The organism is Mariniblastus fucicola (genome assembly GCF_008087665.1).
Classification (GTDB): domain Bacteria; phylum Planctomycetota; class Planctomycetia; order Pirellulales; family Pirellulaceae; genus Mariniblastus; species Mariniblastus fucicola.
On record NZ_CP042912.1, the window covers coordinates 3,796,326 to 3,816,915 of the forward strand.

Annotated in this window: 13 protein-coding genes and 3 tRNA genes; 6 read left to right on the forward strand and 10 right to left on the reverse strand. The window is 53.6% G+C overall.

Annotated elements, in window-relative coordinates; genetic code table 11:
- Positions 1-276: 276 nt before the first annotated feature.
- On the reverse strand, positions 277-1,290 hold the full coding sequence (gene gap / locus MFFC18_RS13900) for a type I glyceraldehyde-3-phosphate dehydrogenase (RefSeq protein WP_075086114.1): 1,014 nt from the start codon (positions 1,288-1,290) through the stop codon (positions 277-279).
- A 570-nt stretch (positions 1,291-1,860) separates the two neighbouring features.
- Here gap and MFFC18_RS13905 point away from each other — a divergent pair.
- Positions 1,861-1,933, forward strand: a tRNA-Phe gene (locus tag MFFC18_RS13905).
- Between the two features lie 153 nt (positions 1,934-2,086).
- On the opposite strand, the gene MFFC18_RS13910 is transcribed toward MFFC18_RS13905, so the two are convergent.
- Positions 2,087-4,081 (reverse strand): hypothetical protein, encoded by a 1,995-nt coding sequence (locus tag MFFC18_RS13910; RefSeq protein ID WP_075085996.1) that lies wholly within the window; start codon positions 4,079-4,081, stop codon positions 2,087-2,089.
- 413 nt (positions 4,082-4,494) lie between these two features.
- On the opposite strand from MFFC18_RS13910, the gene MFFC18_RS13915 reads away from it, so the two are divergent.
- The 4 genes from MFFC18_RS13915 to MFFC18_RS13930 all read left to right on the forward strand — a co-directional run bounded on the left by MFFC18_RS13915 (position 4,495) and on the right by MFFC18_RS13930 (position 11,287).
- Positions 4,495-4,568: transfer RNA gene (locus tag MFFC18_RS13915), tRNA-Ile, on the forward strand.
- Positions 4,569-4,625: 57 nt separating this feature from the next.
- A tRNA-Ala gene (locus MFFC18_RS13920) sits at positions 4,626-4,698 on the forward strand.
- Positions 4,699-4,953: 255 nt separating this feature from the next.
- The gene (locus tag MFFC18_RS13925; protein WP_075085994.1) at positions 4,954-8,730 is read left to right on the forward strand and encodes an MMPL family transporter; all 3,777 of its coding nucleotides are present in this window, start codon (positions 4,954-4,956) and stop codon (positions 8,728-8,730) included.
- 199 nt (positions 8,731-8,929) lie between these two features.
- Positions 8,930-11,287 carry a hypothetical protein gene (locus MFFC18_RS13930; RefSeq protein WP_075085993.1) on the forward strand — a complete coding sequence of 786 codons (2,358 nt, stop codon included), beginning with the start codon at positions 8,930-8,932 and terminating at the stop codon, positions 11,285-11,287.
- 86 nt (positions 11,288-11,373) lie between these two features.
- Here MFFC18_RS13930 and MFFC18_RS13935 read toward each other — a convergent pair whose 3' ends face one another.
- The 7 genes from MFFC18_RS13935 to MFFC18_RS13965 form a co-directional block, all read right to left on the reverse strand.
- Entirely contained in the window at positions 11,374-12,747 is a 1,374-nt protein-coding gene (locus MFFC18_RS13935) for an NAD-dependent succinate-semialdehyde dehydrogenase (RefSeq protein WP_075085992.1), read from the reverse strand.
- Between the two features lie 38 nt (positions 12,748-12,785).
- Positions 12,786-12,959, reverse strand: coding sequence for a DUF1328 domain-containing protein (locus MFFC18_RS13940; RefSeq protein ID WP_075085991.1), 174 nt, complete (start codon positions 12,957-12,959; stop codon positions 12,786-12,788).
- A gap of 209 nt (positions 12,960-13,168) precedes the next feature.
- The gene (locus tag MFFC18_RS13945; RefSeq protein WP_075085990.1) at positions 13,169-14,302 is read right to left on the reverse strand and encodes an ABC transporter permease; all 1,134 of its coding nucleotides are present in this window, start codon (positions 14,300-14,302) and stop codon (positions 13,169-13,171) included.
- Positions 14,303-14,403: 101 nt separating this feature from the next.
- The gene (locus MFFC18_RS13950) at positions 14,404-15,096 is read right to left on the reverse strand and encodes an ABC transporter ATP-binding protein (protein WP_075085989.1); all 693 of its coding nucleotides are present in this window, start codon (positions 15,094-15,096) and stop codon (positions 14,404-14,406) included.
- A 3-nt stretch (positions 15,097-15,099) separates the two neighbouring features.
- The gene (locus tag MFFC18_RS13955) at positions 15,100-16,662 is read right to left on the reverse strand and encodes an efflux RND transporter periplasmic adaptor subunit (protein WP_075085988.1); all 1,563 of its coding nucleotides are present in this window, start codon (positions 16,660-16,662) and stop codon (positions 15,100-15,102) included.
- Between the two features lie 33 nt (positions 16,663-16,695).
- The gene (locus MFFC18_RS13960; RefSeq protein WP_075085987.1) at positions 16,696-17,208 is read right to left on the reverse strand and encodes a hypothetical protein; all 513 of its coding nucleotides are present in this window, start codon (positions 17,206-17,208) and stop codon (positions 16,696-16,698) included.
- 52 nt (positions 17,209-17,260) lie between these two features.
- Complete coding sequence (locus tag MFFC18_RS13965) at positions 17,261-18,457, reverse strand: ABC transporter permease (RefSeq protein ID WP_075085986.1); 1,197 nt, start codon at positions 18,455-18,457, stop codon at positions 17,261-17,263.
- 273 nt (positions 18,458-18,730) lie between these two features.
- On the opposite strand from MFFC18_RS13965, the gene MFFC18_RS25665 reads away from it, so the two are divergent.
- A complete protein-coding gene (locus tag MFFC18_RS25665; RefSeq protein ID WP_261344763.1) occupies positions 18,731-18,859 on the forward strand; it encodes a hypothetical protein in 129 nt (42 codons plus the stop codon).
- A 270-nt stretch (positions 18,860-19,129) separates the two neighbouring features.
- Here the strand turns inward: MFFC18_RS25665 and uxaC are convergent, their stop codons facing one another.
- A complete protein-coding gene (gene uxaC / locus MFFC18_RS13970; RefSeq protein WP_075085984.1) occupies positions 19,130-20,539 on the reverse strand; it encodes a glucuronate isomerase in 1,410 nt (469 codons plus the stop codon).
- Between the last annotated feature and the right edge of the window lie 51 nt (positions 20,540-20,590).

Genomic DNA, 20,590 nt, shown 5'->3' on the forward strand with positions numbered 1-20,590 from the left:
CGACAAGTGTAAGGGGGTTGGACAATAAAAAAAGCTCCGTTTGGGATGACCAAACGGAGCATGAAATGTTCGCTCTGTCTCGAACTCGGCTGAGCAGGCGAGCCTGTCTCGGACTCGGTTGAGTAGGCGAGTCTGTCTCAGACTCGGTTGAGTAGGCGAGTTTGTCTCAGACTCGCAAAGCCTCATCTCAGTCTGGGACAGACTGAGCTACTGAAAAACAAGCTGAGCTACTGAAAACAGACCGTGGCTCTCAGCTACTGAGCCACCGAATTCAACCTAGCCAATTTTGGCGATCAAGTCAGCTGTTCGAGCACTGTAGCCAGACTCGTTATCGTACCAGCTGACAACTTTCACCATGCCGTCAAGCACTTTGGTGAAGTCAGCAGCGAATACTGAGCTGTGATCGTCGTTGATGATGTCAGAAGACACGAGTGGATCTTCTGCGTAGAACAGAATGCCCTTCATCGGCCCTTCAGCTGCAGCTTTAATTGCCGCGTTGACTTCTTCAGCCGTAACGTTCTTCTCAAGGCTGGCAGTCAGGTCGACAACGCTTCCTGTAGGAACAGGAACTCGCATCGCCATACCGGTAAGTTTGCCGTTAAGAGCCGGGATAACTTTTCCAACAGCTTCGGCAGCACCGGTGGTTGTCGGGATGATGTTCTGAGCCGCTGCACGTGCACGGTATGGATCTGAGTGCGGTGCGTCGAGGATGCTCTGGTCGTTTGTGTAAGCGTGAACCGTTGTCATCAATCCTGTTTTGATTCCGAAAGAATCGTGCAGGACCTTGGCAACAGGAGCCAGGCAGTTTGTGGTGCAACTGGCGTTCGAAATGCACTTCATGTCGTCAGTCAACAAGTCATCGTTGACGCCGATCACACAAGTCAAATCTGGCTCGTCCTTGGCTGGAGCACTGATGACAACTTTCTTGGCACCCGCAGCAATGTGCGAATCGTATCCAGCTTTGCCGTCTTTGGCACGACCGCGGAAAATACCGGTGCTTTCTACGACAACGTCGACTTCGTGCTCGCCCCAAGGCAGTTTGGAAGGATCACGCTCTTCATAGATGCGAATTTTCTTGCCGCCGACGATCAAGTTTTCGTCGTCGAAAGAAACATCGCCGCCAGGGTAACGACCGTGAACACTGTCGTACTTCAACAACGTGGCGAGCATCTTGTTGTTGGTAAGGTCATTGACCGCAACAACTTCGAACTCGTCGGTGCGCTTCATCAAGTTACGAAACGTCAAACGCCCGATACGGCCAAAGCCGTTGATTGCTACTTTAATCGCCACGTCAGTCTCCTGGATTGGTTGGTGGTGGTTTCTGTTGGCGGGGTTAAATCGTTCGCTAACCGCTCCGCTTTTCAAGCCTCAGACGATATCAGAATCGGCACTTTCGACAAGTGGCTCAGGCGTTCACTCGACGTCGGCAAAAGCCCCCAAAATAACGAAACCACCCAAGGGAATTCGGGACGCCCGGAACGTGCCACAAAGGCCCCAGCTGACTCCAAAAATACGATCCGGGTTCCGGTTTTCGCCGATCGGGCATGACAACTATTTTTCGCATCGTCTGATGAACCAGCGGCCTTGGCGGTGGACCGGCAGCGTGGCAGAAACAGCAATTAGAAACACTGACTAAAATGAGCGAAATTCTGCCCCCGGCACCACAAGAATATGCGACCACCGGCGGAGACCATCGTTCCTCGAATATGTGGCAAAAGGCGAGCCATTGGTTTTGCCCAGAGGTCGGATTATCCGGTTTGGGAAATGGATTTCGCGAACCTTAAACATCGATTGACAATCAAGCAGTCGATGGATTAACATTCTCCCTTCGCAGAAAGAACACATGTTCATTCTGGCGATGGTCAGGTAGCTCAGTTGGTAGAGCACGGCCCTGAAAAGGCCGGTGTCGGCGGTTCGAGCCCGCCCCTGACCACTGGTAACGCTATAAAAAAACCGCGAACTGGAATTTCCAGCTCGCGGTTTTTTTGTTGATCACTGTCTCGGCGAAAAAGCAAATCTTCGTGAAATAGCCCACTCACGTTGAGCAGGCTATTGGCCCAAAGTCATCGCGTCCCAGCGAGAGCCATCATTCCTGCTTTTGAATGATGCGATCCAGATCGCCAACTCCCGACTCACTGTCGATCAATTTGCCTTCTTTGTCCCAGACAATCATGGTCGGCTCACTGACGATCCCAAGCTGGGCCGCCAGCGGACTGCTTTCCATGCCTCCGGGTGCGTGCATTTCGAAAATGCCTTTCAATTCTCCGTCGAATTCTTTGTAGGCATCTGCGTTGGCCTCGATGTTGGCACTGACGATCACAACCTCGTCCTTGTACTTGCTTTTGATGTCCTGGAAGACTTCGAAAGCCGTATCGCCTTTGGCGTTTACTTTCTGGTCAGCACACCACATTTCCCAGAAGTAAACAACGACGATCCGATCGCGAAGCGTACGGTTTGAGATGTCGAACACTTTGCCGTCGACAGTTTTGCCACTGAAAGGAACCGCTTTGCCGCGTCCGTCAATTCGGCGGACCGCACCGGCAGCACGTTTCCCAAAATCGGTACCTTCGTAGCGTTGCTCACAAGCCTGATACCAACGAGAGGCCTTCTCAGGATCCGCGTTGCGACTGACTTCGAAATTCTGACCGATCATGAACAGGGCTTCCGGAGCAAACTTGCTTTTAGGAAATTCCGAACCGAAGGCTTCCAGCTTTTTGTAATACTCTTCAGCGACATCTTCCTTCTCACGCCGATCGGATCTCTCAAGCTTCTTGTAGTATTCGGCATGAATCATTCGCCAGCGAATGTAATCGAGGCTTTGCGGCTTTTTGGCTTCACGAAGCGTCTTGATGACCGATTCGAGGAAACGAAGTCCTTCCGGGTAAGCTTCCATTTGGTAAGCGTTGGAAACCGTGTCGCCAATGTTTTCCAGCCAGTTTGATTTTTCCTTTTCCGGAATCTTCTGGTAGATCTTCCACTGCATCATGGCACGGTCTTTTTGCAGCTTGGCCATCTCGACGCCAGGTTCAGCTTCTTTGGCGATCGCCGTTTCCATTTTGGTCAGCTCTTCATAGAGCCCCGCCAGTTCTTCGTCGACGCGTTCGGTCGGATTGACCGGGTCAAACTGAGGAATAATCTGAGCCACCGGGAACAGCAGACCACCGTTTTCGATGGCTTTTCCACGTGGGACAACCTGAGGAAGCTCCATCAAACGCCACACGTCGCCAACTTTGACCAACGTGCCCAAAGCCAGCGTGTCGGTACCGCCAGCACCGGACTCAAAGACGCTCGACGCGTGATCGTGGCAGATCAAGTCTTTGCTCAAACCGCGACCTGCCGCTGCGAGACTTGGCTTGCCGTTGCCAGAGTTAATCCACTTTGCCGAACCGTCGATCGCTTTTTGACCGCGGACCATGTTGGCGAAACCTTTGCGAGCGTTATCCAAGCGTGCCGCCGCGTCTTTGGCGAGATCGCCAGACAGACCCAGCGAAGCAAGTTCTTCTTTGCTCAACAACAGCCGCTGGTATCGTGCATCGTCACGGTTCTTGATTGCCATAAACACTTCATAGGCCACTTCTTCGGCAGAGATAACTTTCCACTGATCGATTTCGCCATCCTGATTGCGATCGATTCCCCAGCGGGTTCCAGCCGAACCAAGCCAACGATATTCGTTGGGCTCGGAGTCGTAGTCCGTGTCGACTTCGCGATAGACTTCGATTCCGTCCTTGTAGTAGGAAAAGTAGTCGAGCTTGCGATCCGAATTTGTGTCGAGCAGAACCCGGACGACGCGATTGGTTGCATCGGCAATCACATAGCCAGTTTTCTTGAACAGTTCGCTACTGCTCTGCATCTGAGCTTTTTTGACCATTTCTTCGGTCGGTCGCCCGCTGACTTTGAAATCGTAGTCAACGTCCTGTTTTGCTTTATAAGTCAACGCAGTCGAGATCTCGGATTCTGAGAACTGCTTTTTCTTTTGAGCTGCCGCATCGGGCGAGTTCAGCGACAACATCGCGACAGCAAGAAAAGCAGTCGTAGCGAGTTTCTTGATTGTGATTTGGAAAGATTGGTCAAACGGCATCATGGTTAAACCTGTTACTTTGAAATGGCCTGCAGGCCTATGGTTCTTGTTCAGCGCTTTTATATCGCAAATCCGGTTTCCGTTACCACCTCCAATTCCGGCGATTTGACACTCCTCGACCAAACGACCGTCTGTTCTGGGAAGGCTATGAGGATTAGCGAAGATACATATTGTGGCCCAACAAATCCCAATCGCAAAAATTGACCAAAATTCGAAACCAGATTTCAGATTTGAGGACGTAACCTCGATGATGGAGTGATAGCTTTCGGAACGCGTAGGCCGCCCCAGGCGGTTCATGTGGAATAAAAAATGCTTCAAAAATTTGGTCATTCCACGGTTTGACAGGCTTTGAGGTTTCCATAGAATAGCGAACCTTGCTGGAGGAGCAGCGTCTTGCTTCTCGGATGAAACACGATGGTCGTGTAGCTCAGTTGGTTAGAGCGCGTCGCTGATAACGACGAGGTCGCAAGTTCGAATCTTGCCACGACCACTGCCAACGGCCAGACAGGCCAGCGGTACATGCATCTCCCGAAGATGCCTAAAACTCGGGGACGTAGCTCAACTGGGAGAGCGCCTGCCTTGCACGCAGGAGGTTGTCGGTTCGATCCCGGTCGTCTCCACTTAAACGCCGTTGAAATTATTTCAGCGGCGTTTTTTTTACGCGCCTGCAGAATCTGGCGCACCGAATCGCGGAACCTGCCGCCTATCTGGGGCAACGCCAAATATCATCACAGCTTATCGACCTGGTTAGCCAGGGCATCCGTTCGAGCCGCATTTCGGGAACTTTGAAGTGGACTCAATCCCGATAACTCAGGTAGGCTAAACGCTTGACGCGGCAAAAATTGCCGCAGCCTTAGGCAAGAATCGACGGTGTCATGGTTAAACCATTCTTCTCGCGAAAATTTCCTCTCGGTGGTAACGTTGCCGTCGCGATTCTCGTTGTTGTGGCCTTCGTTGTGCCGCTATTGGCTCGAAGTGCCAAATTGGGGATGGAGAACATCACCAACAACGTGGCTGACTGGCTGCCCGACGACTACGCCGAAACGATCGATCTGAAAGAGTTTCGTCAGTACTTCTACGGTGACCAATTCGTGGTCGTCAGCGGACCGTGGTGTCACGAAGGCAACCCTCAATTCAATTTGCTGCGCCAGAAACTTCGCGAAGAATCGCTGGAGTACGAAAAGATCCTGATCGAATCGGGACGCGACGAGGAACTCCGCGCTCACAAAACGGGTGACGAACTTGGCTTGATGAAGCGTAACGGCACCTACCACGAGGACTGGGGGCAGCGTCAGGAAAAGTGGCTGCAGGGAAAAGACAAACAGTGGTACTTCGTCGATCGTCAGGGCCAGCTGTTCCGATGGAAAGGCCAAAACAATGTCGTGGAAGGCGTGCAGCGCTGGATGGAGCGATCTTCCAACGGGCGAAACGAAGCTGACGGGATCTTTATCGATCAGTTTGGTCCGCCTCCAAACCTTAACGAAGGCAAAGAGAACCCGTTCTACGAAGATCCGCGAAAACTGTGCTGTCGCCCGTTCAAGTCGGTGGTTTCCGGGCTGGAAGTTTTTGAGCAGATCGGCGGAGAGAACGGAACGCTGCGAATCAGCACGAATGAAGGAGACGAAAAGTCAGCCTTCGAAGCCGAAATTGAAGCCCACCAAAGGCTGACCGGAGCGCTCTTCGGTACGACGCCGCCAAAGACGTTTACCTGGTCGTGGACTTCGCTGCTGAAGCACGTTGATCAGGAACGCTGGAAAGTCTTGCAGTCGAATCCGATTCACCGCGAGCGATTTGATGCGTTCGTTAGCGAGATTGTGGAACAGGAATACGACGGCAGCCGGTCGAAGCTGGCCGAAGCCAACCAAAAGGAACGTTTGGAGCTCTGGTATCGCCTGTGGTATCAGCTGGAGCTTGACGCTCCGCCGCGCCAAACTTGCTTGGTGGTGACGTTGAACGATCCGATCATCACAGAACTCGATCGTGCTGTCGGTCGTCCGGTCCCTGGTAAACCTCGTCGCGGGCGAATTTTGGAACTCGCGATTAGCAAGTGCGGAATTAGCGAAGACAACATCCACATTGGCGGTCCGCCTGCTGACAACGTCGCGATCGATGAAGAGGGAACTTCGACGCTGGTCAAACTGATCAAGTACTCGGCCATCATCGGAATTCTGATTGCGTGGCTGTGCTTTCGCAACGTTCGAGTCACCTCGATGATCTTCTTTGTCGGCGGCGTCGCGGCGATGGGCAGCCTCGCGATCGTGTGGCTGGCCGGCGATTCGATGGATGCAATTTTGATGTCCATGCCTTCCCTGGTTTACGTGTTGGGACTCTCCGGCGCGGTGCACCTGGTGAACTATTATCGCGACGCGTGCCGCGAAAACGGGCCCAAGCTGGCTGCGGAAATTGCCGTCCGCCATTGCATTGGCCCCTGCACGCTGGCCGCGTTCACGACGGCTCTGGGTTTATACTCGCTGACCGCCAGTACGCTCAGCCCGATCTACAAATTCGGACTTTATTCAGCGATCGCGACAATGGCGACGGTGGTGTTGCTGTTCACCTATCTGCCGGCGGCGCTGACGCTGTTCCGACCTGGATACGAAAAAGTTGACGAGGACGACAAAGAGCCCGAGCAGTCGGTGATGGCGAAGGTTGGCCGATTCTGGGATCAGGTTGGCGACCTTGTGATCAAAAACTGGCGTCCTGTTTTGGCGGCGGGCTTGATCGTGATGGTGGTCGGTTGCTACGGCATTTCCAAAGTCCAAACGCAGGTGCACTTGCTGAAGCTTTTTGATCCGAATGCGAAAATCCTGCAGGACTATCGCTGGATGGAAGAGAACCTTGGCGAGCTTGTACCGGCAGAGATCGTGGTCAATGTTGATGCTTCGGCACAGCTAGAGCTTTATGAAGAGCAGATAAAGGCGGAAGCCCTGGAGGCTCATCAGCGTGCCATCGCTGCGGCTGAAACGGATGAAGAACGAGAACGACTCGAAGCGATCGAGCCGGCAGCTGATCCGGACGCCCAGACCTACGCAATGCGTTTGTCGATGCTGGAGCGAATCGAATTGTCCGGCCGTGTGCGGCATTATCTGGAGACGTTTTTTGGACCCGAAGGCACCGGTGATATTGGCTCGGGTATGTCGACAGACGTTTTCACCCCGTCCACCGACGACACCCAGGAACGGGAAGTTGTAATACGTAGTGTGATCAGCAAACGGCTCTATGAGAGCCGTGACGACATGGCGGCTCAGGACTATTACGCGGTCGCAGGTCACTCCAAAGTCGGTGCGGCACGCTTCAAGAAACAGGCCGTGGATCCGTCGGTCATCGGGCGTGAGTTCTGGAGGATTAGCATTCGCTTGGCGGCTTTGAATGATGTTGACTATGGTGAATTCATCGGCGACCTGAAAGCTGTGATCGAGCCCGTGATGTCGGCGTATCGATTCCGCAAGGACATACTTGCGGCAATTTACGATGCGAACGATGGAGGCGTCGTGACGGACACGAAGGTGCTGGTGCTCGGGCCCGATCCGGATCGCTACAACACGGACATCAAAGCAGAACTGGCTCGCGGCAAATCGATTTCGAACCTGATCGATCAGACCTACATTTTCGGTGACACGCTTCAGGACCTGTTTGAAAATCGTGGGATCCTGACCAAGAAACGAAATCCGCGAAAGTATTACACCTGGAACGATCCGTCTCGTTTGAGCCTGGACAATCCAAAACTTAGCGAGAAACAAAAGGAAGGCGTTCGCAAGCTTCGCAAGGCATTGAAGTCTGACCCGGATTATATCGGGCTGTATGACTGTGTTGTGTTGATCAAAGACGACGAGATGTTCGACGCTGAGTTCCTGAAGAAGCACGCCAAGAACTTCATTGACTGCCGGGATCACGTTTACCTGATCGATCCGGTTACCAAGGCTCCACTTCGCGGCATGAAAACCGCCAAAGAGATGCGCGACTCGGGCGAACCGGTCGAAGTCGCGGCAATGTATACGGGCATCGTCCCGATCGTCTACAAAGCCCAACGGTCTCTTTTGTGGAGCCTGATCCAGAGTATCGGTTTGGCATTTGTCATGATTTCGGTCGTGATGATGCTGTTGCTTCGCGATTGGAGATCCGGTTTTCGCAAGGACAATTTGCTGAACTTCCGCGGTGGGATGACTGCGATGATTCCAAACATTTTCCCGGTCGTTGTCGTGTTCGGCATCATGGGACTGTACGGGATCAAGGTCGACATTGGATCGATGATGACGGCCAGCGTTGCGATGGGCATCGCGGTCGATGATACGATTCACTACCTGACGTGGTACCGTGATGCACTCGGCAGAGGCGAGACACGGAAGTCTGCGATCAAGTACGCGTACGAAAAAGTCGCCACGGCGATGACGCAAACGACGCTAATCGGTGGACTTGGTCTGGCCGCGTTCGCGATGAGCACGTTTACTCCGACACAACGTTTTGGTTCGTTGATGCTGTTCCTTCTCGCTGCCGCTTTGATCGGTGACTTGATCGTATTGCCAGCCGTGCTGGCCAGTCCGCTTGGCAAATACTTCGGACGTGAACTTACCGATGCAGAGCGTGCGGAACTGAAAGAGCCACTTCGCGTCGTTGGGGATCTCGACGAACCGGCTTTGGGGACGGGCACTTAGGCCGCGATTTAAGGCTCGAATCCGATCCTGGATGACCATATTGCCATTGAAAATGCTGGCTTAGAGCTATAGATTGCCGCATTGGTATCGGCCGGATCTGCCCGACTTTCGGGACCGCTCCGCGCTCTAACGCAACTTTTTTAGACCAACAGGTTTTTCGATGAGTCCTCTTCGCTGGTTTAGACGGCACGCAACTTGGATGTTGATCATTTTTGGCGTTGTGCTGATGGCGATTTTTGGCCTTGGTCCGGTATTTGACCAAATGACCCAGGGCTTCCAAAGCACCGGCGGTTTGGCCGACGATCCGGTCATCATCAAATATCGTGACGGTGACATTACTCGTTCAAAGCTCGACGAGCTTCAACGAAACCACTATGCGACACGCCGTTTCCTCGGTGCATTGGTCGAACAGGCTGCCAAACAATGCGAAGCGAAAGACGTGCAATATTCGCCGCTGGCCGCCATGGTTCAGCCGCTGTCCCGAGCAGACAATCAGGACGTCATCGACGAGCAAATGTTGGTTCGCAAGTTGCTGGCTGATCGTGCTGAGGACGAGGGCGTCGTGGTGAGCGATGGCATGATCGACGATTACCTTTCGTTGATGGCTGGACAAGCCGAGTTCGCTCCACGCGACTGGAAACAGATTAACAAACTGGTCAACCAACGCATCCCGATGACGGTTATCCGCAAGCACCTCGGTTTGGAACTCAAGACGATGCAGATGCAGCAGTATGCATCTGTCGGCATTCCACTTAACCCGATTCCCACCGAAGCGGTTGAGCTATACGCTCGAGCGAACAATCGCATCGAATGCGAAGTCGTTCCTGTTTCTGTCGAAGAGTACGTTTCGAAAGTCACTGAACAACCTGGTGATGCGGAACTTCGGGCATTGTACGAAGAAGGCAAATACGAGTACGCCGACGTCGGGATGCAGACTCCCGGTTTCAAAGTTCCACGCAAAGTAAACGTTCAATATTTCGTTGGCGAAATGGGCACTTTCCTCGACAACGAAATGGCAAAACTGACGGATGCTCAAGTTGCCGCCGAATACGAAAAACTCGTCGCTGCAGAAGATCCGATGGTTGTGGAGATCGTTCCTCAAGCTGAGCCGGAAGGGTTCGATCTTGATCTCAGCGATGACGAACCTGCGAAGGAAGAATCATCAGAAGCAAAAACCGAGCCATCGGACGCCGATGCAAACGTGGACGTCAAAGCGGACGTTCCCGTTTTGAGCATGCCCGAGGCGGAGACGACGGAGCCCGCTGTTCCCGATCCTGAAAAGCTGCTGAAAGATGTGCCTGCCGAAACCAAACCTGCTGACGGCTTGAAAGTGACTCCGGCGGAAGAAGGCGCTGGTTCCGGTTCAGACCAATCTGTTTTGGTTCGCGGCACCAAAAGCCAGTTTGCTTCGTTTGTCCAGGAAGAAGAACCAGCGTCCGAAGAATCATCAGCGACAGAAACGACCGCTGCGGAAACGACAACTCCTGGAACGACCCAGGAAGGCGGAAGCGATGTCGGAGGGATTGGCGACATGCAGCTTTCTGATGAAACGGCGGGGCCATCGACTGGAGAGGCGACAAAGAAAACTCAGATTAAGCCTTTGGCAGATGTGGCTGACGATATTCGTCGTCGACTGGCGATCGCTACCGCGTTTTCGAAAAAGAACGAAGCAATCAAACGTGCGATGATTTCGATGCAGACGTACCAAAATCAGGTGCTGCGTTGGGAAACATCTCGCGAATCAGAAAAAACAGAATCATCAAAGCCCGAAATGCCGGACTTCGATGCAATCGCCAAGGACAACGGGCTCGTTTTCCGTGAATCGGGGATGATGCTCAATAGCGAGTTGGCTGAAACGGACATCGGACGCGTGTTCATCGACGTCGAAACGATCACACCTCAAGGCCCTGTCCGAACGGGAATTCAGTTGTCAGCCAATAAGATTTTCCTCGACTTTGATCGAGTCGAAGTTCTGATTCCTCAAGTTCTCGATGATAATTTGACACGTAACTCTTACGTTTACTGGTTGGCCGAAAAAGAAGACGTTCGAATCCCCGAGTTCGATGAAGCCAAACCGGAGATCATCAAGTACTGGAAACATCAACAAGCAGTTGAGCTGGCCCGGAAAGCTGCCGAGCAGATCGCCGCGAAGGCAAAATCTGAGGGTAAGAAGCTGACTGAGCTCTATCCTGACACAGCCGCTCCAACCGGCGAGTTCACCTGGTTTCGCCCCGGTCGTAACGCAACGGCAACTTACGGCATGCCGTTCGGCATCGACAATCCTGGCGAGGAATTCATGTCGACTGCTTTTTCACTTGAGGAAAACGGGACGGGGGTCGCAGCGAATCAAGCACGCAGCAAGGTCTACGCGATCCAGCGGACAACGCCTGCGGCTTCGGTTTCGGAACTCGGCCAAGAATACCTTGAGCAACAGTTCTTCCGTTTCAAACGAGTCCCCACCGACGTGATGGGTGCGGCTCAGTACTATGCTCAGGAACTTGAGTACGACTGGCGCGACGAGTTCGTGAAGTCGATGGAACTCAAGCGAATGAAGTAGTTGGCGACCAGAGTCTGGTTATCAAAACAAAAGCGGCAGTGTGATTGACCACACTGCCGCTTTTTTATTTGTCGTACTCGAACCGGTTACGCCATCGCTGGGGCGTGGACCAATTTTTTGTTCACGAACTCCAGGATGCCGAGCTTCGACAACTCTCGACCGTATCCTGACTTTTTGATGCCGCCAAAAGGAAGCTCTTCCTGACTATTGGTCGGCTGGTTGATGAACATCATTCCAGTCTGCACCTGTTCTGCGACGCGCCGGCCGCGATCAATGTCTTGCGTGTAAACCGAACCGCCAAGTCCATAGCTGGAGTCGTTCGCCAGCTCGATTGCCGCCTGCTCATCTTTCACGACGTACACACTCGCAACCGGGCCGAAAAGTTCCTGATCATACGTCGGCATGTCCGAGGTGATCTCAGTAAGAATCGTCGGATTGAAGAATGCACCTTTCGAGTCGGGCCTGTCACCGCCGAGAACGACTTTGGCGCCGGCGTTAATGGTGCTCTGAACTTTCTCCAACAGGTCAGCTGCTGCCGATTCCGTCGAAAGCGGCCCCATATCGGTTTCCGGATCCATCGGATCGCCCATCTTCAGTTCAGACATTGCTTTCTTGAAGCCGTTCATGAATTCATCAGCCACCGATTCGAGGACGATAAATCGTTTACTGGCCACACACGATTGCCCAGTATTCTGCATCCGGCCTTTGACCGCCGATTCGATCGTTGACTCCAAATCAGCGTCGTCCAAGACGATAAACGCGTCATTACCACCAAGCTCCAACACAGATTTTTTGATCTGCTTGCCCGCTCGCTCAGCAACAGCACTTCCCGCCGCGTCGCTACCGGTCAAGGAAACGCCCTGAACGGCATCATGGTCAATGATCGAGTTTACGAACTCGGTCGGAATGAAAAGGTTGGTGTAGGCATTGTCGGGAAGCCCAACTTTCTTGAACAAATCCTCAATGGCTTTGGCACACTGCGGCACGTTGCTGGCGTGTTTCACCATAACGACATTGCCCGCCATCAAGTTTGGACTGGCGAACCTGACGACCTGATAGAACGGGAAATTCCAGGGCATGACGCCAAGCAATACGCCCAGCGGCTGGTATTGGATATACGCATCCCCCGTGTCGGTTTCCATCTCGTGATCAGCAAGAAACTCTTCTGCTCCATCCGCGTAGAAATCCACGATGTCGGCACAAAAGTCGATCTCGCTGCGACTCTCTTCAATCCGCTTGCCCATCTCGAGCGTGATGAGTTTTGCAAATTCGTCTTTGCGACTGCGAAGCTCTTCGGCGAAGGCTTTCAAGATCTGTTTACGGTCGTCGAAAGTTGTCGTTCGCCAGCTTTGGAACACTTCATGTGCAGACTCGACGGCCGCAACCGTTTCGTCTGCATTGAGCTCCTTGTAGCTGGTCATTTTTTCGCCGTTGTACGGATTGATTGAGTCAAAACTCATCAGATTCTCCTTGTCGGATTGTGTTGATCAAAGATTGTTTAGACAGGGTTCCGACCTTGAAGGGCAGAACTGACGGCGCTGATCAAAAACAACACGATGAAGATGAAGAAACAGATTTGGGCGATGCTGGCGAGTCCGCCTGCCATGCCGCCAAATCCAAGAACAGCTGCAATGATCGCAAGAATGAAAAGAGTGATGGTTGCACGTAACATTTGATTTCCTTTGAGTAGGGTTGATTCATTACGATCCAATTACGCAACGCTCGTGCCAGACCCTGGAATGTTTTTAAACACGTGCTCCTTTCCCAATATTGGTCGGGAAAACGCAAGTTGTTTTGAACGCCATGGACGCACAGACACCAGACTGCACGCAAGGCACTCATCGCCGATCGCTTTTTGCCGCGATCGGCCGCAACGCATCGCTACGGCTGGTTCAGGGCTTTCACAATCGGCACGGTAGCCGCCTGAATTGCGGGGGCTATTCCGGAGACCAAACCAACGACCAGCGAAACGACCACACCGGCAGCTAACAACTCAAACGAGGGCCGAAATGCGATCGTGGCTCCTTCGGCTCCGATGGCAAATCCGCCCAACTGTAGCGCCAGCAACGCCAACAGCGTTCCGCCCAATCCACCCACCAGGCACAGGATCGTACTTTCGGCCAACACCAATCGCATGGCTCGCAGTGGCCGAACGCCGATCGTTTGCAGCACCGCGTACTCTTTGATTCGATCCTGCACCGACATGATTGTCGTCGTGGCGACCAGAGACAACACGAGCCCAACGCAGGCATAGCCCAGCCAGTGAGCGAAGCCAATCAAATCGGTCAGGTCCGACAGAGTGCTGGCCTGAAAGGCGCCTTTTCGGCGCGTCGTCGTGGCGACCGGTCCGGCACGAAGGTCCAGGTCAATCGCCCGAGCCACCTGGTCCGGATCGGCGCTGCTGGTGAGCACGACTTCATGCTGAGTCACCACGCCGGCGGCGTCGAGCCCTCGCGTGTACTGCAGGAAATCGAGACTGGTGTAAATCAAATTCTCTTCCGACGGAACGCTGGACTGAAACACACCAGCGACGTTGACCGAGATGTCTCCGATGGAAAACTGGTCGCCTCGTTTGATGCCGCGTCGCTGCGCAAAGTTGCGCCCAACGATCGCGGCGTCACGACGAGACTGAAACTCTTCCCAGCTTCCATCAATCAGCTCCACGGGACGATTGTCTTTGATTTTTTGCGGGTCGGCGCCATTGAACACAACGATATCCAAACTCGCACGGCAGTTGTTGGTCCAAACTTGAACCGGCACGACGTCAGCGACGCCTTCGATTTTGCGAATTTGCGATGCGTAGTCCTGTGGCAATCGACTGCTGGTGGGACAAAAACGATTTTCCTGAAATACGATCAGACTTCGGTTGGCGTCCGCACCGGAGGTCAACCGATCGAGTCCCTGTTGCACCGAACCGACAAAGCAGAACACGAACATTGCCACCGCCGCACCGGAAACGGTCAGCAGCGTGCGTGCCCGGTGTCGATAGAGTGTTTTTAAAACGTAGCGTAACATTTGGATTCCTGAAATTCGTGTTTTGCAAAGGTGGGATAGGCTTCCAGCCTGTCGTCTCATTTCAAAGACGGAAGCAACCAGCGCGATCACAGGCTGGAAGCCTATGCCACCCCGCCTGGCAACTGTTCGTGAAACTTCCCCTCGTCCAAACGCAACTGGCGGCTTGCGATTTTTGCCACATCGGAATCGTGCGTCACCAACAGCATTGTGATGTTCAGCTCGCGATTGAGCCGCTGCAACAACGATTGAATCTGCTCACTGGTTTTCGTGTCCAAACTTCCCGTCGGTTCGTCCGCCACGACGACTTTCGGATGAGCCACGATCGCACGAGCAATTCCGACGCGTTGTTCCTGACCACCGGAAAGCTGTCGCGGATAATGCCTGGCTCGATCGCTCAAGCCCACGGCCTGCAGCGCCAGTTGCACGCGTTGGCGACGTTCGGCAGCGGTCAGCTTCAACAACAAGGTCGGCAGTTCGACATTCTCATACGTTGTCAGCACCGGAATCAGGTTGTGCGTTTGAAAAATGTATCCGAGGTTGATCGCTCGCCAATCCGCCAGCTTACTACGCGAAAGCTTCGTGATCTCGACGCCGTCCACGGTAATCGTCCCTTCGTCGGGTTGGTCGATTCCACTGATCACGTTCAACAACGTGCTCTTCCCGGTTCCGCTCGGCCCCATCAGCGACACAAAATCGCCTTCCTCGATGTCGAGATTGACACCATCGAGAGGTTGGATTGTGTCGTCCCCTTTTGTGAAACTCTTGCTGACGTTTCTAAGTTCAACCAATGCCATTTTCTATCTCCCAATGGAACGATCTTCGCCAGAGACAACAACGAGCGTGCCGTCCGAAAGGTCGTTGGTGTTTGATGAAACAAGTTTGTCAGTCGGTTGCAGCCCGGACTCGACCAGTACGAGATCGCCATTGGCCTCGCGGACCGAAATTGTTCTTTCGCGAGCCCGGTTGTTAGCGTCTACGACCCAAACCACGTTGCCGTTCTCGCCTTCGCGAACCAGTTGTTTCGGCACGAACAATCGTGCTGTTTCCTGTGCCACATCTGTCAAGCCAACGATTTCCGGAGCCAGAAATGTTGTTCTCACAAGCATTTCCGGGCTGACCGTGGTCGGCGGATCGAGCAATTCGACTTTGACTTCCAGCGTATTTTTTTGAATGTTGGCCGTGCTGTTCGATTGCAGGACTCGGCCTTTGATTGTCTGGTTCGACGACGCCGTTTCGATCTCAACTGGCTGTCCCGGCTGAACCCGTGGCACATCTTCCAGACGAACGTCGGCGCGAACCTGCAGTCGTTTCGGATCGTACATTTCGACAACTGCGCCGGAGCCTTCACCTGCTACCGAATGTTGGCCTGAGACACGCGTGCCGGGCGGAGCGATCAGTCGTAGAATTCGTCCGTCGATCGGCGATCGAATCGTGTTTCGATCGAACTCAAGTTTTGCTTTCTGCAGTTTCAGCCGCGCCGACTCACGCTTCGCTTCCGCCGAAAGCACCTTGGCTTCCGCTTCTCCAAGCTGTCGATTCTCTTCGACCAGCAGCTCCAGCTGTGAATCGAGAGCTGAAACTTTTTGCTTGAGCGCGGCAATCTCTTTTTGCAGACTTGGCTGCCGCTGCAGCAACTCTCGCAAGTTTGCATCCGTGGCCACGAGTTCAGATTCGGCTTTCTGCAGCAAGACTCCGGCGATCGCATTGCCGGCCGCCCGCTTTCCATTGACGCTCTGAGCCGCGTATTCGGTTTGGGCACGAGCCGATTCGATCTGAAACGGCAAGTTTGCCATCGTCGTCTCCGCTGCCGCCAATCGACTTTTGGCATCCGCCACCTGAACTTGCAGATGCACAGGTTTCTCGACGCGAATCTTTGCTGCACGAAATTCTGACATCGCCTTTCGCAAGTCTCCTTCGGCGTTGGCAAGCTCGGCTTTCGCCTGTTGCACCCTGATTTCGGCATCGATCGTGATCAGCCGAGCAATGGGTTCGCCTTTGCTAACCGATTGGCCTTCGACGACCATTAGCTCTTCAACAACTCCGGGAGCGAGCGCAGGAACACTGATCGCCGTCGGACGCGGTTCAATCCAGCCAGCCGCCTGAAAAAGCGGCTGACCAGATTGCTGAACCGTTGCACGTTTGACGATCACCGGAACGACTTCGACGGTCGGTTTCGGCCACAGCGAATTCCCAGCCGCGCCGAAAACCAACAACGCGAACCCGGCGATCAAGCCGCCAGGAATCACGTATCGTGTCAGCCATTTTCGATTCGTTGGATTGTCTCTGTCACCGTCACTGCGCGGAGTCGCGGGTTGCCGCTGCAATGCCAGTTGAGAAAGATCCAGTTCCGAGTCGCTCATGAGTTGCTCCAGGTTTGCCACCAAAACGGCAGACTACTTTTTCAGGTAGACTTTGTTGGCCAGTAGCGAAAGGTTGCCTTGATCGTCACGCTTGGCCGTGCCTTCGACGACGACCAACGACAATTCTTTGACGCCCAGAAGTTTGCGAGCGTCTTCGGTTACAGGCTTGCCTGCTTCGTCGACGATTTTTACCGTCGCAATATTTTCTTTGACATCATTCTGCGTGCAGCAGTAGTCCCAAGGCGTTTTGCAACCTTCCTCAGGAGCACAGTAGGGGACTTTCGGATCAACGATCGTGAATGCAGCGACACCTTCGACGAAAGGATCCGTTGATCCGCCGATGTGACCGACCAGCGTGATTTTGTCGCCGTCACTGGAGTCTTTGCGCGCATCACCGACGGGCGTCGCGTTGGCAGGTTCGGCGTCGACAAGGTACTGACCTCCCGTTGTGCCAACGACGCTTGACTGCTCAACCGGCGTGGAAGAAGCCTCGCATCCGACAAGGAAAACGGCGGCCAAAAGGATCGTGTAAAAAATAGCTTTCATGGTTTTCTCCGTAAAAAGAGTTCGTGTAGAAACGTGTTTTAAATAAGTTCAATCAAACGGCTTTGAGACTGGTCGCGATCGCGGAACGCAATGCTTTCAGTGCCGGTGGCAACGCCCCCAGCACACCCAACATCAATCCAACGCCGCATCCGAGGAGCACGGCGATGCCATCAATGTTCAAAACGAAGGCACCCATCGTGAATCGAATCGCAAGGCCGTTGAGCATCAACAAAGCGATGACGCCGGCGATGAGTGATGCTGCGGCGGCAAGCAGAACGCCTTCCTGGAGGATGCTCAGCAAGATCGCTCGGCGTCGATATCCGATGGCTTGTAAGGTGGCGATCTCGCGAATGCGTCCGGCGATCGCGCCGTACATCATGTTCAGCCCGGCGAAAACTCCCGCACCGGAAACGAGCAGGACAACCAACCAGGCCAAAACTCGAACCGGTTTGTAATGTTGTTGCAGTGATTGGTAGTATTCAGTTTCGCCGATCGCTCGCAGTTCCAGATCCGTTCGCTCTTTACAGAACAATTGGACTTCGGCGTGGGACGCACCGGGCTCAAGCTTCAGTGCGACCAGCGTCAGATCCTGGCGTTTCGTGGCGGATTGCAATTCGGTGAGGTTGCACCAAAGTTCGGATTCGAAAGAAGCACCACCTGCTGCAAAATGCCCAACGACTTTCCAGGATTGGCCTTCAAAATTCAACATGCTGCCGTTTGCTAACGCTGCATTACCCAAGCCCATTTTCGCAGAAGCCAGTTTGCCGACGATGACTTCTCCTTTGCCGGGCCAATGACCGTCGGTTAGCTTCACCTCACCCCGCACCAATGGCGCGGAGATCGTGACGCCGCGGACGAGTCCCAAACCGCCTTCGTCAACGTTCTGGTTTTTGTTTTCGCTATCACCGCTGCCACGGGCGCCGCCTTCACTGACCCGGGTGCCCAAATACAACTCTGGCGAAACGTGGTCGGTTCCAAAACGCTTCAATGTGCCGCCTACGCTGGCGGTCAGCAGGTTCGGAATCTGTGCGGCGATGGCTGAGTTCTCGATGTTTTCTTCGGAGCTAATCGAGTAGACCAACACCACGTCGGGGTCTCCGCTTATGGTGAGGCTGCGTTCGAGACCGCGGATGAATCCAACGACCACGAACACCAACAGGATGACTGTCGACAGTGCGACAAGCGTCAAGGCTGTGCGCAGCGGTCGCCGGGCAAGGTTGCGAACGCCATATTCCCAGGGCAGTAGCATTTGAGCGAGTCGCTCCAGTGGCCATTATGCTGGCCATCATTGGACGTAACGAAAAAGAAACCGGACGCGCGAAATCAGATTTGAGCCGTATTTCTACGGCGAAACTGATTCAGATCCGAATTGCTACAGCGTCCAACTGGAAAGCGACGCGCGCGCAGCGGCACCCGAAGCATCAACGGAGTAGCTGGTTGAAAAACGTAGCGAGTGGTTCGCGGACTGGCTCTTGGCGACAACCGTCGGGCGATCAAAATCGGTCAGAACAAGAAGGAAACCGTGAACAAAGAAGTCGTTTTGACTTTCTGGCAATATCAGCGCGCCGCAACACAGACAGTGTGGGCACTCGCAACCGGTAGAGGACTCAGGAACCTGATCGGCCAACTGCTGAACCGCATCCAGATGTGAACAGCAACTACATGCCGAGCTTTGCATCACGGTTTCGGCAGCATATTCGCATCCACTAACAGCACAGCGCAGCGGACAAATGATGACCACCGCGGCGAGAAGGAATGCTGTAAATCTTGGACCGAGCAAAGGGCGCCTCAAATTGATAAACGACTCTATTACACTACGTTTGGCAAACGGCAGAGTCAAGACAGCTGGCTCGGTTGCTTTCATAAAATCGGGGATACGCACCCGAATGTACCGTGCTGAGAGTGAACAAAGGATTTCAAATCAGCTAACCGGTAGACGAAGGAACTCCTTGGCATTCCCGTAGCAAATTCGCTCAACCAACCCGCCGATCATTCCAAAATCACTCGGCAGCAATCCACTTTCGATCTCCGATCCGAGCAGGTTGCACAGGATTCGGCGGAAGTATTCGTGCCGGGTGAACGACATGAAACTGCGAGAATCGGTCAGCATGCCGACGAATCGAGACAGCAGTCCCGTGTTTGAAAGCGTGTTCAATTGCCAGAGCATGCCTTCCATTTGATCGAGATACCACCAGCCGGAACCAAATTGCATCTTGCCGGCGATCCGCCCGTCCTGGAAGTTTCCGATCATGGTGCTGACCAGATAGTTGTCGCCCGGGTTGAGGTTGTAGACGATCGTCCGTGGCAAACGATCCTTTCGGTCAAGGGCGTCAAAAAATCTGCCCATCGTTCCAGCTTGCGGCAAATCGCCGATCGAGTCACAGCCCAGATCCCGCCCAACTTGTTCGAACAGTCGCGTGTTGTTGTTGCGGAAAACTCCGACGTGAAACTGATTGGTCCACTCCTTTTCGTAATCGAGTTCTGCCAGATAGAGCAGCATGAACGTCGAGAAAGCATCGTGTTGTGATTTGTCGGCGGCCTGACCGCTCATGGCCGCATCGAAAATGGACTCCGCTTCCGACGCGTCGCAAAACGATGACGGTATGTACTGGCAACCGTGATCCGACAGACGTGCTCCCATCGAATGAAAGAAGTCGTGACGGTTGCGAATCGCATCTAGGAACTCCTGAAAACTGCCAACCGGCTGGCCACTTGATGCAGCAAGTTTCTTGACCCAGTCCTGAAATTCTGCGGGCAAGTGCACGAACAGCGACCAGTCGGGACGAAACGCAGGAAACACACCGACTTCAAATTTTGAGTCCCGGGCGATCGCTTCGTGGTGCTCCAGAGCGTCCGTAGGATCATCGGTGGTACAAAGAGCAGTCACTTTGAACTTTTCAAGAATGCCACGCGTACGAAGCTCATCACGGCCAGCGATCTGCTCGTTGCAGCGATCCCAAACCGATTCGGCATTGTCCTCGTTCAGCAATTCATCGATTCCGAAAAACCGCTTCAGTTCCAAATGCGTCCAGTGAAAGATCGGATTTCGCAATGTGTGCGGCACTGTTTTCGCGAACGCCAGAAATTTCTCTTTCGGCGATGCGTCGCCCGTGCAGTGCGATTCCGGAATTCCGTTGGCTCGCATTGCGCGCCATTTGTAATGATCGTGATCGATCCACATATCGAACAGGTTGTCGAAGCGCCGATTGGTCGCAATATCTGCCGGTGACAAGTGGTTGTGGTAATCGATAATCGGCTGGTCTGCCGCGTGGTCGTGGTACAGCCGTTTTGAAGATTCGTTTTGCAGCAGGAAATCGTCGTCAATGAACATATCGAAGCAGAATTTTGGGAAAGATTGTCGTGCACGGGCGAAGAACTTACG